Genomic DNA, 16,374 nt, shown 5'->3' with positions numbered 1-16,374 from the left:
AGGCCAAAGCCCGCGCCCAGGTGGGGGCTCCAGTGAAGGAGGAGGTGATCGCTCCCGCCAAGCCCTGACCCCCGTAGATGCTCAGGAGGTGGGGACTTTTAGTTGGCCACCAGTGGGGCGCGCGACTTGGCCATTGACACGGCGCCCCCACACGACGGGGAATTGCAGGGACCCCGTCAGGGTTTCGCCCCAGGCGGCCTCTCGTATGAAGATCTGTTGGGCCGCCCTCTTACGAGGTATGTCCTCACTGTGGACCTTGAATTTGGAAATGACGATAACGCGGGCAAGGCCGAGCCTTGTTCATTTGAGGATTAGCGATGGGAATGGGAACGCGACGGCTTGCCCTGGTTTCGGTTCAGAGCGCCATCGCCGACCAGGTTCCCACCAAAATGGATGCCGGCGGGCAGCTGCGAATTATGATACATCAACGAATACCTTCGGCGCGTTCAGGTCTGACGGAACCACATCCACTTTCTTCCAACCAAACCCTGCCATTCACGGTTATGCAACCAACCTGGACTATTGGCAGAGTCAACCGGGTGGCCCACCGAGATATTTGCCATGAACATGGACAACGTGTGACCTGTATGTGGTTACCCATCACTATCCGTGGGCCCATGGATGGACGGATCCGCCTCCTTTGAGATATGCCCTAGCTGCGGGACTCAGTTCGGATATGACGACGCCGCTGGAGGGGATATCGGCCGGAGACCGAATCTCTATGGACAGCTGCGGAAAGCATGGGCGGCTAAAGGATATCCCTGGTCCTCAAGTGGACAGGCACACCCTGCGGGGTGGAATCCCGTGGATCAGCTACGAAACATATCAAGCGAGTGAAGGGTTGATTCTCCACTGATTCCCTAAGCCTAAGCAAGGGAGTAAGGAAGCTCCGGATCACAAAGCATAGAGGGCGAACCGTTGATCCTATAGAGGATAACCCGCGACCCAACGATCCTTAATCGGACACAGAATTGGGAGGCGATGGGCTCGCGCTAACGGAGGTCTGCCAGCAGGTCCTCCAGCACCAACTCCTCCTCGATCTCCACTCCGGCCCGGGCCATCGCGGACGCCAGCTCGGCGTCCCAGCAGGCCTCCGGCAGCCGTCCCCGCAGCGGCAGGCACTGCACCCCGGTGGCCCGGGCATGGGCCACCCCCGCCCGGTAGTCCTCCACCCTGAACCGCCAGGGCTGCGCCCCCATAGCACCGATCACCCGGTTGCCGATCGCGATGCCACCCGAGCCGAAGTCACCGTGGTAAGCCACGGCACACCTCTCTCCGACCAGCACCTCGATCAGGCGGACCGCGGCCACTGAAGGGTTGCCTTCCAGGCACACCATCGGGGGGCACCGAGCCCCCAACCGGCTGCCAGCGGCGTGGAGGACCGAGGGGTTCTCGCAGGCATGGACCAACTCACCGCCGGGAAATCTCCACGGCTCCCGCTGGAGGGCGGCCAGCGGGATAGGCATCGGCACGCCGCCGTCGGCCCAGCGGGCGACGGCCTCGGTCATGGGACCGGAACAGGCCGGGCGGAGACCGAGCACGAGCACGGTCGACGACGTCTCGTCGTCGTCCACCCCCATCCCGGCCCACAGGCGCCGGCGCTGCAAGGAGGTGGCCGGCAACCCGGTCCCCGCCAGGTATGCCAACGCCGCCGGTACCAGGCGACCCACCGCCTCGATGCCGTCCAGGGCGTGGCTGGAGCCGAGCACGCTGGCCGCCAGCCGGCTCCGTCCGATGGGTACCGGGGAAGGCAACCGCTCGAGGACGCTCAGGGCGGCGTCGAGGTGGGCACCGAAGTCGGGGTCGGCGCGCCACTTCCCGGAAGCCTGTTGCCGCTCCAGCCAGCCGATCAGGTCCCGATGGCGGGCGAGAGCCGGGTGTACGAGAGCCGCCCCCCACATCGCCTTTTCCTCCTCGACCCGGGCTGCCCGCTCGCCCGGCCGGTCCCGGAGGGGCCCGACGACCGCCTCCACCATCGAGACCAGCGAGCTGCCGGCCCGCTCTTGCAGTACTGCCTCGAGGCGCACCAGCGGCACCCGGAGACCGACGCCCCGTGAGCGCGATCCGAGCAGGCGGTCCACCGCCAGCCTTTCGTCGCCGGTCGGATCCAGGATCGTGGCCGCCGCTCCCTCGAGTCTGCCGCTGGTGGACTCCAGACGGCGGTGGGCAGATGCAAACAACCGGGCGAGGCGACGGTCCTCGGCCAACAGGCGGGCCGCCGGAGGAAGGCTCAGCCTTCTCCCTCGTCTCCGAGCGCCAGGAGGCCGACATCGGGCGGCTCGATGGTGGCGAGGAACGGGTCGTCCTCCCGCAGGCGCCGCCCGTCCCACACGAAGCGCAGCGCTGCCACGCCCCGCTGGCCATCGGTCCGCTCGAGCTGGTAGATGGCCACCGAAGGCACCTCCGGGTAGCACCCCCACTCGTTGTAGTTGGTCAGGACAGCGTCGAGCCCGAGGTCGACGAGCATGGCCATGCAGTCCGCCCGCTGCTGGTCGTCGATGCCGGCGAACGCCTCGTCCAGCATGAGGAGGCGGGGGCACGTCGGCAGGGCGGAGGCGTAGTAGCCGGCGGTGGCGGCGAACAGGGGGAGGTGGGCCAGCTTGGCCTGCTCACCCCCGGATCCGTGCGCCTGCGTCCGGGCAGTGAAGCGCTCGTCCCGGCCGTTCGATCGCCGCATGACCACGAAGCGGTGCCAGCGGCGGTAGTCGAGGGCAGCCGCCATACGCTCCACGGCGTCGGCGCCCTCCGCCCCCTCGCGCGCCGCCCGCACGCGGTCCGCCAGGAAGGCGGCCAGGACCGCCCGCTCCTCGGCACTCAGGAGGTGCACCTCCCGCTTCAGGAGCTTCAAGGCCTCGGCGGAGCCCGCCACCACCTCCGGGTCGGGCTCCCACAGCAGGTGCAGGCGCACCCCAGACCGGGTGCCGTGGAGGGCGAGTTGCTGGTTCATGCGCTGGAGCTGTGACCAGGCGGTGTGGATCCGCTCGCCCAGGTGGCTACCGACTTCGGCGAGTAGGTGGCGCTCGATCAGCTCCCGCTCCTCGTCGGTCAGGGTCTCCCGGCGCCGGCGAACCTGCTCGTTGAGGGCGGAGGCCAGGTCGACGGCACCCACCGGGGCCCCGTTGAGCTTGGCGTAGCAGACATTGGCACCGTCCTGGGAGTCGAGGTGGGGATCGAAGTCCGCCCCCAGCCGTGCCCGGAGGTGGACGAAGGCGTCGTGAAGGCGGTTCACGGCCTGGTCCTGGGTCCCCTTGTCCGCCTCGACGTCGGCCAGCCGCTCCGCAGCGGCCCGGGCGAAGGCCACCCCGGCCGTCACCTGGGTCAGGTCCCGCTCGACATCGATCGGGCCGAGGGCCAGCGGGCCGAGCTCGGTGGTGGCGAGCAGGACGAGCCCCTGCAGGCGTTGCGCCCGTTCCTCGTCCCGCTGCTCCCGCTCCCGCTGGGTGACCTCGAGCTTGGCCCGGGCGGCGGCCAACTGGTCACGGACGCCGTCCCGGCGTTGCGCCAAGCCGCCCAACTCCTCCCGCGCCAATCCCAAAGAGGCTTCCAACTCGGCCTTGCGCCGCAGGATGGCGTCCACATCGGCCCCCATGCTGCGCCGCACCTCGTCGGCCTCGCCCCGGCGCTGCCCGGCTTCCTCAGCGTCCCGACGGGCGTCGCCCGATGAAGCCTCGGCGGCCTGCCGGCGGCCGGCGGCCCGGCGGTCGGCGGCTTCGGCCCGCTCCCAGGCGTCGACGGCTCGCTCGATCTCCGGGATGGTCCCCGCCAGCCGGGCCCGCCACCGGCCGAGGGCTGTCAGGAGGCGGTCGACATCGGACGCCCGGCAACCAGCCTCCTGCTCGGCCAGGCCGAGGGCGTCGTTCGCCTTCGCCACTGCGTCTTGTGCAGCCTTGAGACGAGCTGCCGCCTGGGCGGCCACCTGGGCCGCCTCCTCGAGGGCCCGGGCCAAGCGGTCACGGTCGCGCAACGCGTCGCGGAGGCCGGTGGGCACCGGGAATGACCGCTCGGCGCCTTCGATCTGGCGGCCCAGGGCGGCGAGGCTGGCCTCCGCTGCGCGTGCTGCTGCCAGCGCAACCGCGAGCTCGGCCAGTGCCCGGTCGATCTCCACCAGGCGGCGCGCGCGGGCAGCCGCCCGGGCAGATGCCCCGACGAACTCGGGCGCCGTCTTGGCCCAACGGCCTGACAGCGGCCCGTTGGCCCAGCTGCCGTCGAGGTCAACCCAGGCGGAGCCCGTGCCGGCCCCGGCGCCGACCGCCGCCAATGCCCGCGCCACCACCGCCGGGGGGAGTGGCCCCGCTGGATCCGGCACCAGCCAGGCCGTGAGCGACTGCCCGCCGGAGGGCGTGCCGGTCAGCACGGTGTCCAAGGTGCTGGCGTCCAGCAGGTGGCCTTCGGGAGTGACCAGGGCATCGAGGAAGCCGGCGGCCTCCAGGGCCGCCTCCAGGAACGCCTGCTGGGCCTGGCCTACCGAGGAGTCGAACTCAACGCAGCGCCAGAGGCCGGCACAGCCGTCGGGGCGGTCCGCCGGGCGGCCGGGGGCGGGCGACGGGGCGTCATCCCGCTCGGCAGCAACCGTTTCCCGGCGAGCTTCCAGCTCCGCCTGCCGGGCGGTGAGGGCGCGCACCTCGGCGGCGGCTCCTGCCCGCTCAGCTGCGACGGTCTCCCGGGCAGGGGCACAGAGCGCTTGGGCGATCGCCCGGGCAGCGCCCCCATCGCCATCGGCCGCCAGGACTGCGGCGAGAGCATCGGCGGCGAGCTCGGCGGGAAGGGACAGCCGCTCCCGTGCAGCCGGGTCGAGGAACTCGGACCACGAGGTGACCGACGCCGCAAAGGCCTCGCCGGCAAGCTCGACCGCCACCCCCGCCTGTTCCTCGGCGATCTCGGCCTGCCGGCGGCCCTCCTCCGCCCTATCAGCCCGCTCCTCGGCGACCTCAGCCTCACGGCGGGCCCGCTCGGCGGCCGCGGCGGCGGCCTGGACAACCTTCGCCTGATCGGTTCGCCGGTCGGCGGCCGCCTCCAGCCCCCGGCGGGCGTCCTGGGGGCGGGCCAACAGCTGGGGACGGTGGGCTTCGAGAACCTCGCCGAGACCCACCTCCCGGGAGGCGGCCTCCAGCATGCTCACCCGAGCATCACGCCGTGCGGCGGCGGCCTCGGCGGTAGCCAGTGTTGCCTGCGCATCGGCATCGGCCTCAACCGCTTGGTGGGCGTCGCCGCTGGCCCGCTGCGCGCTCGCCCGGGCCACGCGCTCCGCTTCGGCGGCAGCCCGCTCGACGAGATCCAGGTGCTGGACCTTGGAGAGGTCGAGACCTTCGAGTTGGCCCCGGAGGCGGGCGGCGGCCTCGCCCAGCTCGCTGCGGCGCTCCTCGAGCTTGGCCAGTTCCTCGCTGGCGGCGTCCGCCAGTTCCCGTTGCTGGCGCTCGGTCCGGGTGATCCGGTCGAACTCGCTCTGGGCGCTGCGCACGCCGTCCGCCCGGACCCGGGTCTGGATGCGGGCGTAGTGCCGGTAAGCCGCCAGGAACGATTCCAGCTCGTCCCGCGCCTTCTCCAGAACCTCCAGCTCGGCGGCATCGGCGTCGAGGCGGGCAAACGCCTGGGCGAGGAGCTCCAGCCGGGCCCGCTCCAGGGGCGGCAGGGCCTCGCTCAGCACCCCCGCCAGCTTGGCGACATCGAGCTTCTCTGAAAGCTTGGGGCGCCGGAGCTGCAGGAGCAGGTGCAGGAGGCCTTCAAAGCGCTCGGGGCCCAGCCCGAAGAGTGCCTGGTCCACCGCCATGCGATGGTCCCGTGCGGTGGTGGGGCAGCGTCCCCGCCCATCGATCGCCTGCCGGAACCGGTCGGGGGTCAACAGCCGCCCATCCGGGCCCGCCAGGTCCACGTCGAGGCCAATCCGGAGCGGCGTCACGGCGAACCAGGTCTCCACCCGGCGTTCCGCGCCCCGTGTCGCCCGCATGCCCACGATGCAGGTGACGAAGTGCTCCTGCGCCTCGGCGTCCACCCGGCCGAACTCGACCCAGCAGTAGCCGATCTCGCTGCGCCGGGACTCGTCGAAGTCAAGCAGGTTCCAGTACATCGTCTTAGACCGCCCCCCGAATGGGTCGAGCCGCTCAGGGCGGGTTTCGCCGTCGAGCACGAAGGGCAGGAGGAGCTCCAGGGCCTTGGACTTCCCGGCGGTGTTCGGGCCCCGGAGGATCAGCCAGCCACCGGACAGCCAGAACTCCTGGTTGTCGTACTCCCAGACGTTGCGGATGCCCGCCCGCAGGGGCCGGAAGCGCTCCCCGGCCGGAGAGGGCAGGTCCCGCGTACCGAGCGCGTGGAGGGTGCCCGTGCTCATGGTGCGAACGCTCTGTTCATAGCGTGTCCTGGGTGGCAAGCGGTTGGGCGGGTTTGGGGATTGCCGGCGCCACGGCAGCGAACCTGCCGACCGCCGGCCGGGCTTCGATCCCGGCCCGGTCCCGCCGGATGAGCCGGAGGGAACCGAGGATGGCCAAGGCCTCATCGGTCAGGCCGGCGGCGCCCTCGGAGGTTTCGCAGCCCTGGCGCCAGTAGCCGGCGTACTCGGCGGCGAGCGCGCGGACGAACTCCTGGACGCCGGCAAGGGGCCAGACCGGTGTGTCCCCCTCACGGCGCCGCCGGCCCAGCTTGTCGCAGATCCGCAGGGCAGCCACCTGGGGGGTGGCATAGTCCGGCCAGGTGACGTCGGTGAGCTCGCCCTCCTCGTCGACAGCCACCCAGCCCTCGGCCCGCACTTCCAGGGTCAACCCGACCCGCTCTGCCAGCAGGCGCTCGATCCGGCCGCGCTGGGAGGAGAAATAGTCCCGTTCTTCGGGCGACAGATCCTCGGCGTAGAGCACGGGTTGCTCGACGAGGCCCCGCATCACCCGGTGCCGGCGCCGGCGGGTGCGGCCTTCATCGGTGTCGGGGTACACATCGCCCGGGAGGTCGGCGGGGGCGGCGAACAGCGAAGGTGGGGCGGAGGTGGTGGGCAGCAGGGCGAGCCGTTCGCGGTCGATGCGGTAGAGGGCATCGGCATCGGTGTCGCCCCGGGCGAAGCGCTCCTCCTCGCCCTCAGCCAGCTCCAGGACACCCAGGCCCTGCACCGCCTGGACCGCCTGCACGAAGGCCCGCCGGTCGGCGGCGACATCGAGAGCGAACGGGAAGCCCTCCAGCGAGCCCGCCCGCCGGGCGACTTCCTGGAAGAGGCGGCGGGCAGTGGTGCGGTCCCCTTCGACTTCGGCGGTGGCCAGCACGAGGCAGGCGAGGGCGTACTTCCGGGCGTCGAACCGCCGGCCGCCCCTCGTGCGCAGGCCGCGGGGCTCGTGTCCCGGGCCCGGGGTTTTGGCGAGGCGGGCGAGCCCCAGGCGGCTGGCGTCGAGGCGGTACCCGAGCTCGTCGGCGAAGAAGCGCTCGGCCTCGCCCCGGTGGCGGCGGACTGCCGCCAGGGCTTCCGGCCCCTCGGCACCGACCAGGGGCGACGCCAGCAGCGCTCGGATGGCGATCTTGACATCGGCGGGAGCGCTCATCCGGTTGCCTCCTCGGCGCCCAAGGCCATGAAGGAGACGGCCAGCGTGTGGTCCAGGCAGTGCAGCACGCCCGTGGTGGTGCGCACGCTCACCCAGGCCGCGGGCGTCACGGGACGCAGGATGACGGTCACCAGCGGCGTGACGGCCCGCCGGCTGGCGTCGGCCGCCGGGCGCGAGGTGAGGGCGGCGTCCACCAGGGCGAGGAACTGGCCAAACTCGTGGCGGTCGAGGATGCCGAGGTCCGACAGCCGGGCGGGGGTCCGTGCCGCCAGGCGGCCAAGGGCGCCAGCTGCCTGTGCCCGGGCGGCCCGCAGGGCGGCGACCTTGGCCAGCTTGGTCGCGCGGTAGTCGGCACCCGTGCCCGGCCGCCCGACGACCGCTTTGCGGCCGGTGGCCCGCAGGCGGGGGGCGACATCGACCGGCTCGGCCTCCCAGAAGCTGCGCCGGCGCTCGATCTCTTCGTCACCGGCCAGCTGGGTAAAGTGCCGGGCACCCCACAACCCGAAGGCCTGGTCCCACAGCCGGTGGGCTTGGTCGTGGTCCGGCGCGGCAACGCCGAGGTCGGCGAACCACCGGGCCAGCTGGACGAAGTCCGCCTCCCGGGATGCCCGGCGCAGGTGCCGTTCGTTGAGGCGGTCCACGGCCAGCAGGATGCGGTTGAGGGCGTCGAGCATGGCGAGGCGAAGAGAGTCGGCCACCGGCGCCCGGTCGCCGTCGGCGAGGAACCATCCGACGACCCCGGACCAGCGGGTGCGCAGGCCGACCAGCGGGCCCTCGTCGGCGCCCTGCAGGGTCGGGGCCTCGTCCGAGGCGGCCGCCGCCCTCAGGATCGGCTCGATGTCGCTATCGAGGGTCGCCACGAGGGCCTGGATCCGGGGGAGGGTGTCGGTGAAGCGGGCGATGAAGTCGTTCAGGTAGGCGAACACCGCCCGCTTATAGGCAAGGAAGCGCTCGTCGGTGCCGGCGACGTCCGAGACCTGCTCCGCCAAGTCGCTCATGTAGCGGGCGGAGTTGGCGGCGAGCTCGGCAAAGACATTGAAGGTGTCGATGCACAAGACGTAGAGGCGGGCGCCATCGAGCGGAACCGCGTGGCTTGCGGCGCGCAGGGCTTCGAGCCGCTCCACGATGGCCTGCAGGAGCACCCCCGAGAGGCGGCCGGATTCCGCCAGCCCGGTGCGCTGGACCGCCCGGACGCCTTCGTGAGCCGCCCAACCGGCCGGCGTCAATTGGTAGAGGAAGCGCTTGCCGTAAAACTCAGCCAGGGTCTCAGGGGCGGCGCTGTCGTAGAAGTGCGCCACGTTGCCCCAGTCCACGAGCTGCTCGAGGGCGAGGGACACCTCATCGACGGTCTGTTCGAGGCCGGCCTGGTGCAGCTCTCGTACCACCTCGTTCGGACGGAGCTGGAGGCGGAAGCGCTCCCGGGCGGCGGTCAGGGCCTCGACGACGTCGAGGTAGAGGGGGGCCTTGTCGGCGATGGCGTAGGAGAAGACGCGCAGATCGACGTCCTGGGCCTGGCTCCCGATCGGCTCTGCCACCTGGCGGACCTCCCTCGGCCTGAGCTCCCCCGACCCGGAGCTCGACAACTTACAGCCGTGAGATTACCGAGGGGTACCGACAGAATCCGGAGGGTTCCGGCGAGGGCGGGAAAAAACTTGGATTTCTCTCCATCGAGTTGGCCAGTACTCCGGATCTTCCCTCCCTCAGCTCGCGGCGTGCCGGGATTCCTCCTGGTCGCACCACCGGCGGGCCGCCTCCAGGCGCCGCTCGAGCTGCTCGACGGTGGCCTCGCTGACCTTGTTCAGGCCCACGATGCGGTTGAGCTCCAGGTTGACCGCGGCATGCGTCATGCCGGTCCAGCGGGCGATCGAGCGCACCTTGGCGGTGTTGGCCGAGCGCAGGTGTTCCTTGTGCTCCCGCAGGGTGCGGCCCCCGGGTGGGGCGCCCCGCCCCCCGTCGCTGCCGGCCGGGGATCCCAGGGGTGGCAAGGCGATCGTGAGGGCCGCCTCGTCGGGGGGATCGATCCGGGGGTCTTCGTCGACCAGCCAGTCCGGGGCACCATCGACCGCCCCGAGGGGGACCGCCGAGATCGGGGCGAAGAGGGAGAACTGCTCCGCCTCGCCCTCGTCAAGCTCGGCCCGCTCTTCGGCCGCTGGCCCGTTCCGGGGCTCCTCCCGGCGCAATGAGTGCCGGCGTTGCTCGGCGACGGCCGCCGCCCGGGCGCGCAGCCGGGGCTCGTCGGGGATGTAGAGGTAGGACTTCTGCCCCGTCGTGCCCGGCGTCCAGCGCACCAGACGGCCGACGGCTTGACGGAAGAACAACTCGGTCGTGGTGGTCGTGGCATAGACGCCGACCCGCAGGCGGGGGATGTCGACGCCCTCAGAGACCATCTTGACCGCCACGATCCACGGGTCAGAGCCGGCGGCGAACCGGGAGATGTGGTGGGAGGCGGCGGGGTCGTCCGAGGTGGCGATCACCGCCCGGATCCGGAGCCGGTCCCAGAGGATCGAGGCGATCCCCCGGGCGTGCTCCTGGTCCGTGGCAATGACGAGGCCGCCGGCGGCCGGCTGGTGGCGGCGGATGGCCAGGAGCTGCTCGTGGGCCTGGCGCAGCACGTGGGGCAGCCATTCACCGTCGAGGGAGTAGGCGGTGCGCAGGCGCTGGCCGGAGCGGGCGGCGTCGAGGGGGTCGTCGAAGCCGTGGGTGTGGTAGGTGCCGTCGGGGGCGGTCCACTCCATCATCCCGTCGATGCGAGGGAAGTAGACCGGGCGCACCACCCGCCCGTCACGCAGGGCGTCGGCGTAGCCGTACTCGTAGTCGGGGACCGCCTCCTCGGCGTCATAGCGGACGAAGGGGATGGCCTGCACGTCGGAACGGAACGGGGTGCCGGAAAGGGCGAGGCGGCGGGTCGCCCCTTCGAAGGCCGTGCGCACAGCGCCACCCCAGGCACGGTCGTCGGCGGCGTGGTGGAGCTCGTCGAAGATGACGAAAGCATCGGCAGCCAGGCCGCGCAGCACCTCGGCCGAGGTCGCCACCTGCTGGTAGGTCGTCACGATGCCGTGCATGTCGGAGGGCAGGGCACCGTTGGCCGCTGACCATTCCGGGTCGAGGTGCAGGTCGAAGCCATTGGCCGCCCGGGCCCACTGCGCCTTCAGGTGGGCGGTGGGGACCACCACGACCAGGCGCCGACCGGCGTCACCGGCCAGGGCCTGGCGGGCAGCGGTGAGGGCGAAGGTGGTCTTGCCCGCTCCGGGCGTGGCCACGGCCAGGAAGTCGGCCGCGCCGCACGCGGCGAAGCGCTCGAGGGCGGTCTTCTGCCAGGGGCGGAGGGTGACGGTGCGGGCCATGCCGCCTGATCATGCCAGCCTTGGAGACCGGCAGAACCTCAACCGGTTGTCGAGACTCCCCCACCCGCCAGGCTCCCATCGCGTCTGGCGTGACCCGCAGACACCCGGCCGGCCATAAAACATCACGATTCTGTGACATCCCAACTGGGGAACCCGATGTCATAATTTCCTGACAACCCGCCTGGCCCGTGGTAATGTCATCTTATGGTGACATCAGGGAGTGAGTGGACCCCGGTACGCACACCCCAGGCCCTGGGGCGGGCGATCCGTCGAGCCCGGAGGGGGGAGGGCCTCACGCAAGCGGAGCTGGCTGAACGCGTGGCGGCGACACGGCAGTCGATGGTCGGGCTGGAGGGGGGAAGGGAGACCCGGGCGCTCCAACTCGTGTTCGACACGCTTTCGATCCTCGGGCTCGAACTGGCCGTGCGGCCCCGGCAGCGTTGACCGAGCTCGACCTGTGGCTCGGCGATCGGCGGGTCGCCACCGTCACCGAGCGCGACCGCGGCCGGAAGGTGGCCATCCGCTACGACGAATCGGTCTCGGCGCAGGTCGGGAACGAGGTCGCCCTGCTCTCCTGCTCGCTCCCGACGCCGGGACCGTCGTCGCCGGGCGCGGCCCGAGCGTTCCTTGAGGGATTGCTGCCCGAAGGCCAAGCGCTTGAACAGATGGCTGCCTCCGTGCGCACGGTGCGCGTGCAGGAGGGAGCCCCGGCCGAGCCGGGGGACGTCGTTGCGCTACTCGCCGAATACGGGCGGGAGTGTGCTGGGGCAGTCTCCTGCGCCCCTTCAGGGGAGGACGTGATCCACGCTGGCGACTACCACCCATTGGACGATCGATCTCTCGCCGGCCTGATCCGGAATCTCCCCACCCACCCGCTGGGGGTTGACCCGAGCCGGAACATCCGCATGTCGCTCGCCGGCGCCCAGCCCAAGCTGCTCCTGGCCCGCTTGGGCGACGACTGGTACCAGCCTTCTGGAGGCGCGGCGTCCACTCACATCCTGAAGCCGACGGACCGTTGGCCGGACAGCGCCCGCAATGAGGCGTTGGTCATGGCGCTTGCCCGGGCCTGCGCCCTGACACCGAGCGCCAGCTGGCTGGAGGACATAGACGGCAGGCAGGTGCTGGTCGTCGAACGCTACGACCGCGTGGTGGTCGGCGACCGCGTCGAGCGCCTCCACCAGGAGGACCTCTGCCAGGCGCTGGCCGAAGGACCCCGCGACAAATACCACCTGGGTCGGCCTTCGGAACGGGCGGCCCGGCTGCTCCGCCGGTTTGCGGACGATCCGATCCTAGCCATCGAAACCCTGTTCCGGCAGATCGCCTTCCGGGCACTCGTCGGAGACGAGGATGGCCACGGCAAGAACTACTCACTCCTTCTCACCGAAGGATCCGTCTCGCTGGCTCCCCTCTACGACTCGCTGTGCACCCTCGCCTACCCCGACCTGAGCGGGCGCATGGGGATGCCGATCGCAACGGCGTCATCGCTCATGCAGGTGGACCGCCATGCACTGCTCGACGAGGCCAGAGCGATGGGCATCCCCGCCCCGGCGGCGGCGCACGGCCTGGACCGCTTGGTGGAGCAGCTCCGTGCCGGTATTGCCGAGCTCCCGCCTCCCGTGGTTTCCGGATGGGCGAGCGATCGAGTGGTGGGAACGATCACCGCCCGACTCGACCGACTGGAGGCGGGCGAGCGACTGGGCGATGCGACCGGGAGGTCGTCGAGTCGCCGCCGGCCGCGGCAGGCGGCCACCATGTCGGCGCAGACTGTCGGCGACCGCGGACCCCAGCTCAGCTGAGATCCGAACGGGGGCCGGGTCCCTACTGGGCGTTCACCCAGGTCTCGTGCAATGCGCCCCATTTCGACGAGGATGAGCCGAGCCTGGCCGCCTGCCGGGGATGGGCCAGCGCCACCAGCTGACATTTCTGGCCGCCCAGGGAGATCGTCCTCGGGACGCCGTAGCCATTCCGGGCGTGCTCCGCGAGCGTGGGAGCCTCGCCGGTGTGGTGGTGCACGAACTCCCGCAGCGGGATATCGCCCAGGGTCACCAGCACCTCTGCCTGCGAAGTCAGGAACTCCTCCAAGATCTCGCCGCGACGCTCATCGTCGGCGAATCGCCCGGCGGCGGGAACGGGACACAAGGTGGGCAGGGGCAGGCCCAGCAAAGGGAACACTCTCTCGACCGCTGCACGCTGGCCCGGGTTCGCCCGCGCCTCAGGCAGCAGATCGCAGAGCCAGACGTCGGGGCGCCGCAGGCCCAGCGGGGTCAGGTACCGGTCGTCGAGCGCCCTGCCGCTGGGGCCATTGAACCTGTCCCCAGCAGACTCCAAGCTGCCACAGCCTGGCGGCACATCGACCGAAGCAATGACCGCCTCCGCCTCTGCGCGGTCTCCTTGCCAGAACATGGTCGGCTCGCTCGCAACTGCGAGCGCCGAAACCAACTGCCTGCCCTCCCGGGTCCACCGGGCATGGACCGCGCTGGCGTAGACACCCAAAACGAATGCCCGCTTGGGCGAGCGATCCGCCTGCTCGACCCTGCGGACGGGTTGACCGAAGGGGAAGAAACACGGTCCTTCCCCGGTTTGCGAGCCCACTCAGGTCACGCTATGCGTTTTGCCCTCAGCAGTCAAACGCCGACCAGCAGATGTCGTTGCGCAACCGCTGGTCGTCAAGGACGAGCTCGCGAATCGCCTCCGGGAGCTGGTCACGCTGCCACTGGCACTCGAGTCGCCCGGCTGCTTCGGCCTCACCTTCCGGCGCAGCAGCGCGTGCGGCCTTGATCGCGTAGGCGGCCGCACCGAGCTCGTGCGCGGCGACGTGGGCGACGGCGCCGGCCTGACCCGCAGCGTAGGCGGCATGCCGCGGCGCTCCGCGCAGGTCCCGTGCCGCTCCCATCGCATGGCCACCCGCCGCCCGGGCCTGGGTCATCGTGACCTCGCCCCGCGCCCAGGCCCGGGCGTGCTCGATCGCCTGACGCGGGCGGGCATCGCCCGGCCGAGCCAGCTCAAAGAGGTCAACGACGTGCTCCGCGCACGATGCCGCCCACAGGGCGAGGAGATGATGGTCGGCATCGGTGAGGCTGCCTCCGCGGCGGATCGTCACGAAGCGAGGGTCCCGGATCTTCGGGAGGATCATGGGCCTTCCTGACTCCGGCGATGGAGACGACCGCATCTCCTCATTGCGCCCGCTACTACGGCTCGACGATCCAGAGATCGCCGGGATCCAGGCGGTGCAGCGCAGCGACCGTCGCGCCCAAGCGGGAATCCCTTCCGTCCCACACGACCACCGCGGCATCGGCGCGCTCGATGAGCCAGTCGTTGCGTCGCCCGATCCCCATGCCCGCCTCCTGCTTCGAGGCCGGCTTCTTGGGCGAGAGCACGACGGTGGCTCGCGCCGCTGCGACCAGGTCGGAATACATCGCCCGAGACGCGGCCGGCCACAGGGCCTCCGGGTCGGGGTAGGCGAGCACGGCGGCGTAGGGAACGCCGGCTTCGAGGGCCGCCTCGGCGCCCAGCTGCTCGGCCCCGAGCCCGAGACCGGTGACCACGAGCACGTCGGGGTGGATGGCCGCGAGCCCGCCGATGATGTCGACGAGCCGTCGCCGAACGTCTGCGGCCACCGGGTTCGTCGGGTCGTAGCCGCCCAGTTCCGGCGGGCGATGGCCGAGGACAACGACCCTCCACCCTTCGGGAAGGGCCACCTTGGAGGATGGGCCGAGGTGACTGCGAGGAAGGTCGGGCAGACCCAGAGAGGTCGGCGGCTCGCTGCCCGACCGGCCGACCTGGGTCGCGGCGGCTTCGGTGGCCAGACGATCGACGACATCGTTCATGGCGTTGCCGGCGTGGCCCTTCACCCACGTAAAGCGCACCTGGCCCTTCCGGCGGTGGAACTCCGCAATCAGGGGCCGCCAGAGGTCCTGATTGACCACCGGCTTCTTCCCCGCTGTGGTCCAGCCTCTGCGCTCCCACCCGTCGTACCAGCGCTGACCGAAACAGTCGACCACGTACTTTGAATCACTGATGACGAGGAGGGGACCTTCGATGGCCCGGATCGCTTCGAGGCTGGCTGTCAGCTCCATCCGCTGATTCGTCGTGTTGGGGGCGGCGCCGCTGGCGTACGCTCCGTCTTGGATCGCCCACGCCCAACCGCCCGGACCGGGATTCCCGATGCAGGCCCCGTCCGTATAGACCGTCGTCGTCATGCGGTCGAGGATCCTACCAACCCAGGCTGGAGCCCCCGCCGCTCAAACCCGGGCACGGAGGAGGCATGGCGGTACACCCGGTGGATGATTCTCCAATGCCTGTGACGCCGGGACAGGCGTCGGCACGCACCGGCGGTCGGCCGGAAAAACCGTGATCACGTCCGCCCGAGCTCCGCACGCTTCGCCAGGCGCGGCAACGGCCGTTACCGGGTCGGCAGGAGGCCCACCGTGAACTCCGTGCCGGCCGTCACGCCGATCGGCATGGACTTCCCCGGGTCCAGGAAACAGGGCTCGTACAGGGTGACCTGGACCAACCACGAGTACATCCCCGCCGGCAGGCCTTTACCCCAGTTTTTCAGCCCCTGGTCCTGGTACACGCCGCCCGAGCCCGGGGAGGTCCACGTCTTCTCCTCCTGGATGGCGGCGCAGGTGATGATGCGCGAGCTTGAGACTGGGCTGGGGAGATCTTTTGCGTAGTCCGGCGATCATCGGCTTCGGCGGCCTTGTCCCAAGGTCGGAGGACGACGGAGGGCAACGGCGTTGATCACCCAGCGCCGGTCGTGGTGTGGGGTCCGGGTACGGGCCAGATCGCCGTGAGCCCAATGAGCTCCCGGGTGGAACCCGAAGTCATGTGCGGCCGGCTGCCCGACCAGGACAGCAACATCGAGGGGCGGCGTTATCAGGGCCAGGGTGAGGCCAATCGCCGCCCAGGGCGCCCGATCAAGCCGCCAGGCCGAGAGCGCGCGAGGCGGGCGGTGCCGAGGCCGGAGACTCCACCAACCAGCGCACCGCGCCGGCGCAGTGTCGCTCCAGGCGCCCCCTCACGCTGACACCCGTCCTGAACAACGCCGGGGAGGACGTTGATGGAGGCCTCCGGCCTCGTCCAGGTAGGACAAACGCGCCAGGCCCTGGCCGAGCGCCTGGACGACGTAGCATCCGGGCTTGCCTTGGCCCTATGCCGAGGGCGTCAGGATGACGAAGCGCTGCCTCGGAGCCTCGCCCTCGACGTCCAGCACAGCTTCGCTAATCTCAGCCGCCACATCGGGGGCGACGAAGACGGGAAGCTCCCGCTCCATCACGACCTGGTCGCCCTGCGCCGGGGCCTGCGCAAGGGAAATGGCCACGGCGGCGGAGCCGTCCTCGTCCACCTGCTGATAGAACCGAACGCCATAGGTCCCCGGAATGTCCTGTGCCTCCCGGAGTTCGTTGAGGACACTCGTCGCCCTCTCTGAAACCTGGATCATGGGACCCTCCTCTCTTCTCCGGCCCATTCCTTCATCCACCGGAGATCGGTCCGGAACCCGAGTCGGTCGCTCG

11 protein-coding genes are annotated in these 16,374 nt (G+C 70.8%); 1 reads left to right on the top strand and 10 read right to left on the bottom strand.

The window, feature by feature from the left end:
• Positions 1-992: 992 nt before the first annotated feature.
• From VFW71_06225 to VFW71_06205, 5 genes are all read right to left on the bottom strand, one after another.
• On the bottom strand, positions 993-2,207 hold the full coding sequence (locus VFW71_06225; GenBank protein HEU5002361.1) for a TIGR02679 family protein: 1,215 nt from the start codon (positions 2,205-2,207) through the stop codon (positions 993-995).
• A gap of 23 nt (positions 2,208-2,230) precedes the next feature.
• Entirely contained in the window at positions 2,231-6,325 is a 4,095-nt protein-coding gene (locus VFW71_06220) for a TIGR02680 family protein (protein HEU5002360.1), read from the bottom strand.
• Between the two features lie 16 nt (positions 6,326-6,341).
• On the bottom strand, positions 6,342-7,514 hold the full coding sequence (locus VFW71_06215) for a TIGR02678 family protein (GenBank protein HEU5002359.1): 1,173 nt from the start codon (positions 7,512-7,514) through the stop codon (positions 6,342-6,344).
• The gene (locus VFW71_06210) at positions 7,511-9,049 is read right to left on the bottom strand and encodes a TIGR02677 family protein (GenBank protein ID HEU5002358.1); all 1,539 of its coding nucleotides are present in this window, start codon (positions 9,047-9,049) and stop codon (positions 7,511-7,513) included. The genes VFW71_06215 and VFW71_06210 overlap by 4 nt, the downstream gene beginning before the upstream one ends.
• Before the next feature lie 165 nt (positions 9,050-9,214).
• Entirely contained in the window at positions 9,215-10,858 is a 1,644-nt protein-coding gene (locus VFW71_06205; protein HEU5002357.1) for a DEAD/DEAH box helicase, read from the bottom strand.
• A 440-nt stretch (positions 10,859-11,298) separates the two neighbouring features.
• On the opposite strand from VFW71_06205, the gene VFW71_06200 reads away from it, so the two are divergent.
• Positions 11,299-12,654 carry a HipA domain-containing protein gene (locus VFW71_06200; GenBank protein ID HEU5002356.1) on the top strand — a complete coding sequence of 452 codons (1,356 nt, stop codon included), beginning with the start codon at positions 11,299-11,301 and terminating at the stop codon, positions 12,652-12,654.
• Between the two features lie 22 nt (positions 12,655-12,676).
• Here VFW71_06200 and VFW71_06195 read toward each other — a convergent pair whose 3' ends face one another.
• From VFW71_06195 to VFW71_06175, 5 genes are all read right to left on the bottom strand, one after another.
• Positions 12,677-13,450, bottom strand: coding sequence for a hypothetical protein (locus tag VFW71_06195; protein ID HEU5002355.1), 774 nt, complete (start codon positions 13,448-13,450; stop codon positions 12,677-12,679).
• 25 nt (positions 13,451-13,475) lie between these two features.
• On the bottom strand, positions 13,476-13,991 hold the full coding sequence (locus tag VFW71_06190) for a hypothetical protein (GenBank protein HEU5002354.1): 516 nt from the start codon (positions 13,989-13,991) through the stop codon (positions 13,476-13,478).
• 55 nt (positions 13,992-14,046) lie between these two features.
• Positions 14,047-15,057 carry an RNase H family protein gene (locus tag VFW71_06185; protein ID HEU5002353.1) on the bottom strand — a complete coding sequence of 337 codons (1,011 nt, stop codon included), beginning with the start codon at positions 15,055-15,057 and terminating at the stop codon, positions 14,047-14,049.
• Between the two features lie 203 nt (positions 15,058-15,260).
• Positions 15,261-15,434 carry a hypothetical protein gene (locus VFW71_06180; GenBank protein HEU5002352.1) on the bottom strand — a complete coding sequence of 58 codons (174 nt, stop codon included), beginning with the start codon at positions 15,432-15,434 and terminating at the stop codon, positions 15,261-15,263.
• Between the two features lie 576 nt (positions 15,435-16,010).
• A complete protein-coding gene (locus VFW71_06175; protein HEU5002351.1) occupies positions 16,011-16,301 on the bottom strand; it encodes an iron-sulfur cluster biosynthesis protein in 291 nt (96 codons plus the stop codon).
• Positions 16,302-16,374: the final 73 nt, after the last annotated feature.

It is taken from the genome of Actinomycetota bacterium (genome assembly GCA_035765775.1).
Classification (GTDB): domain Bacteria; phylum Actinomycetota; class CADDZG01; order JAHWKV01; family JAOPZY01; genus DASTWV01.
The sequence above is the reverse complement of the archived record's forward strand: the minus strand, read 5'-3'. Positions and strand labels throughout refer to the sequence as shown.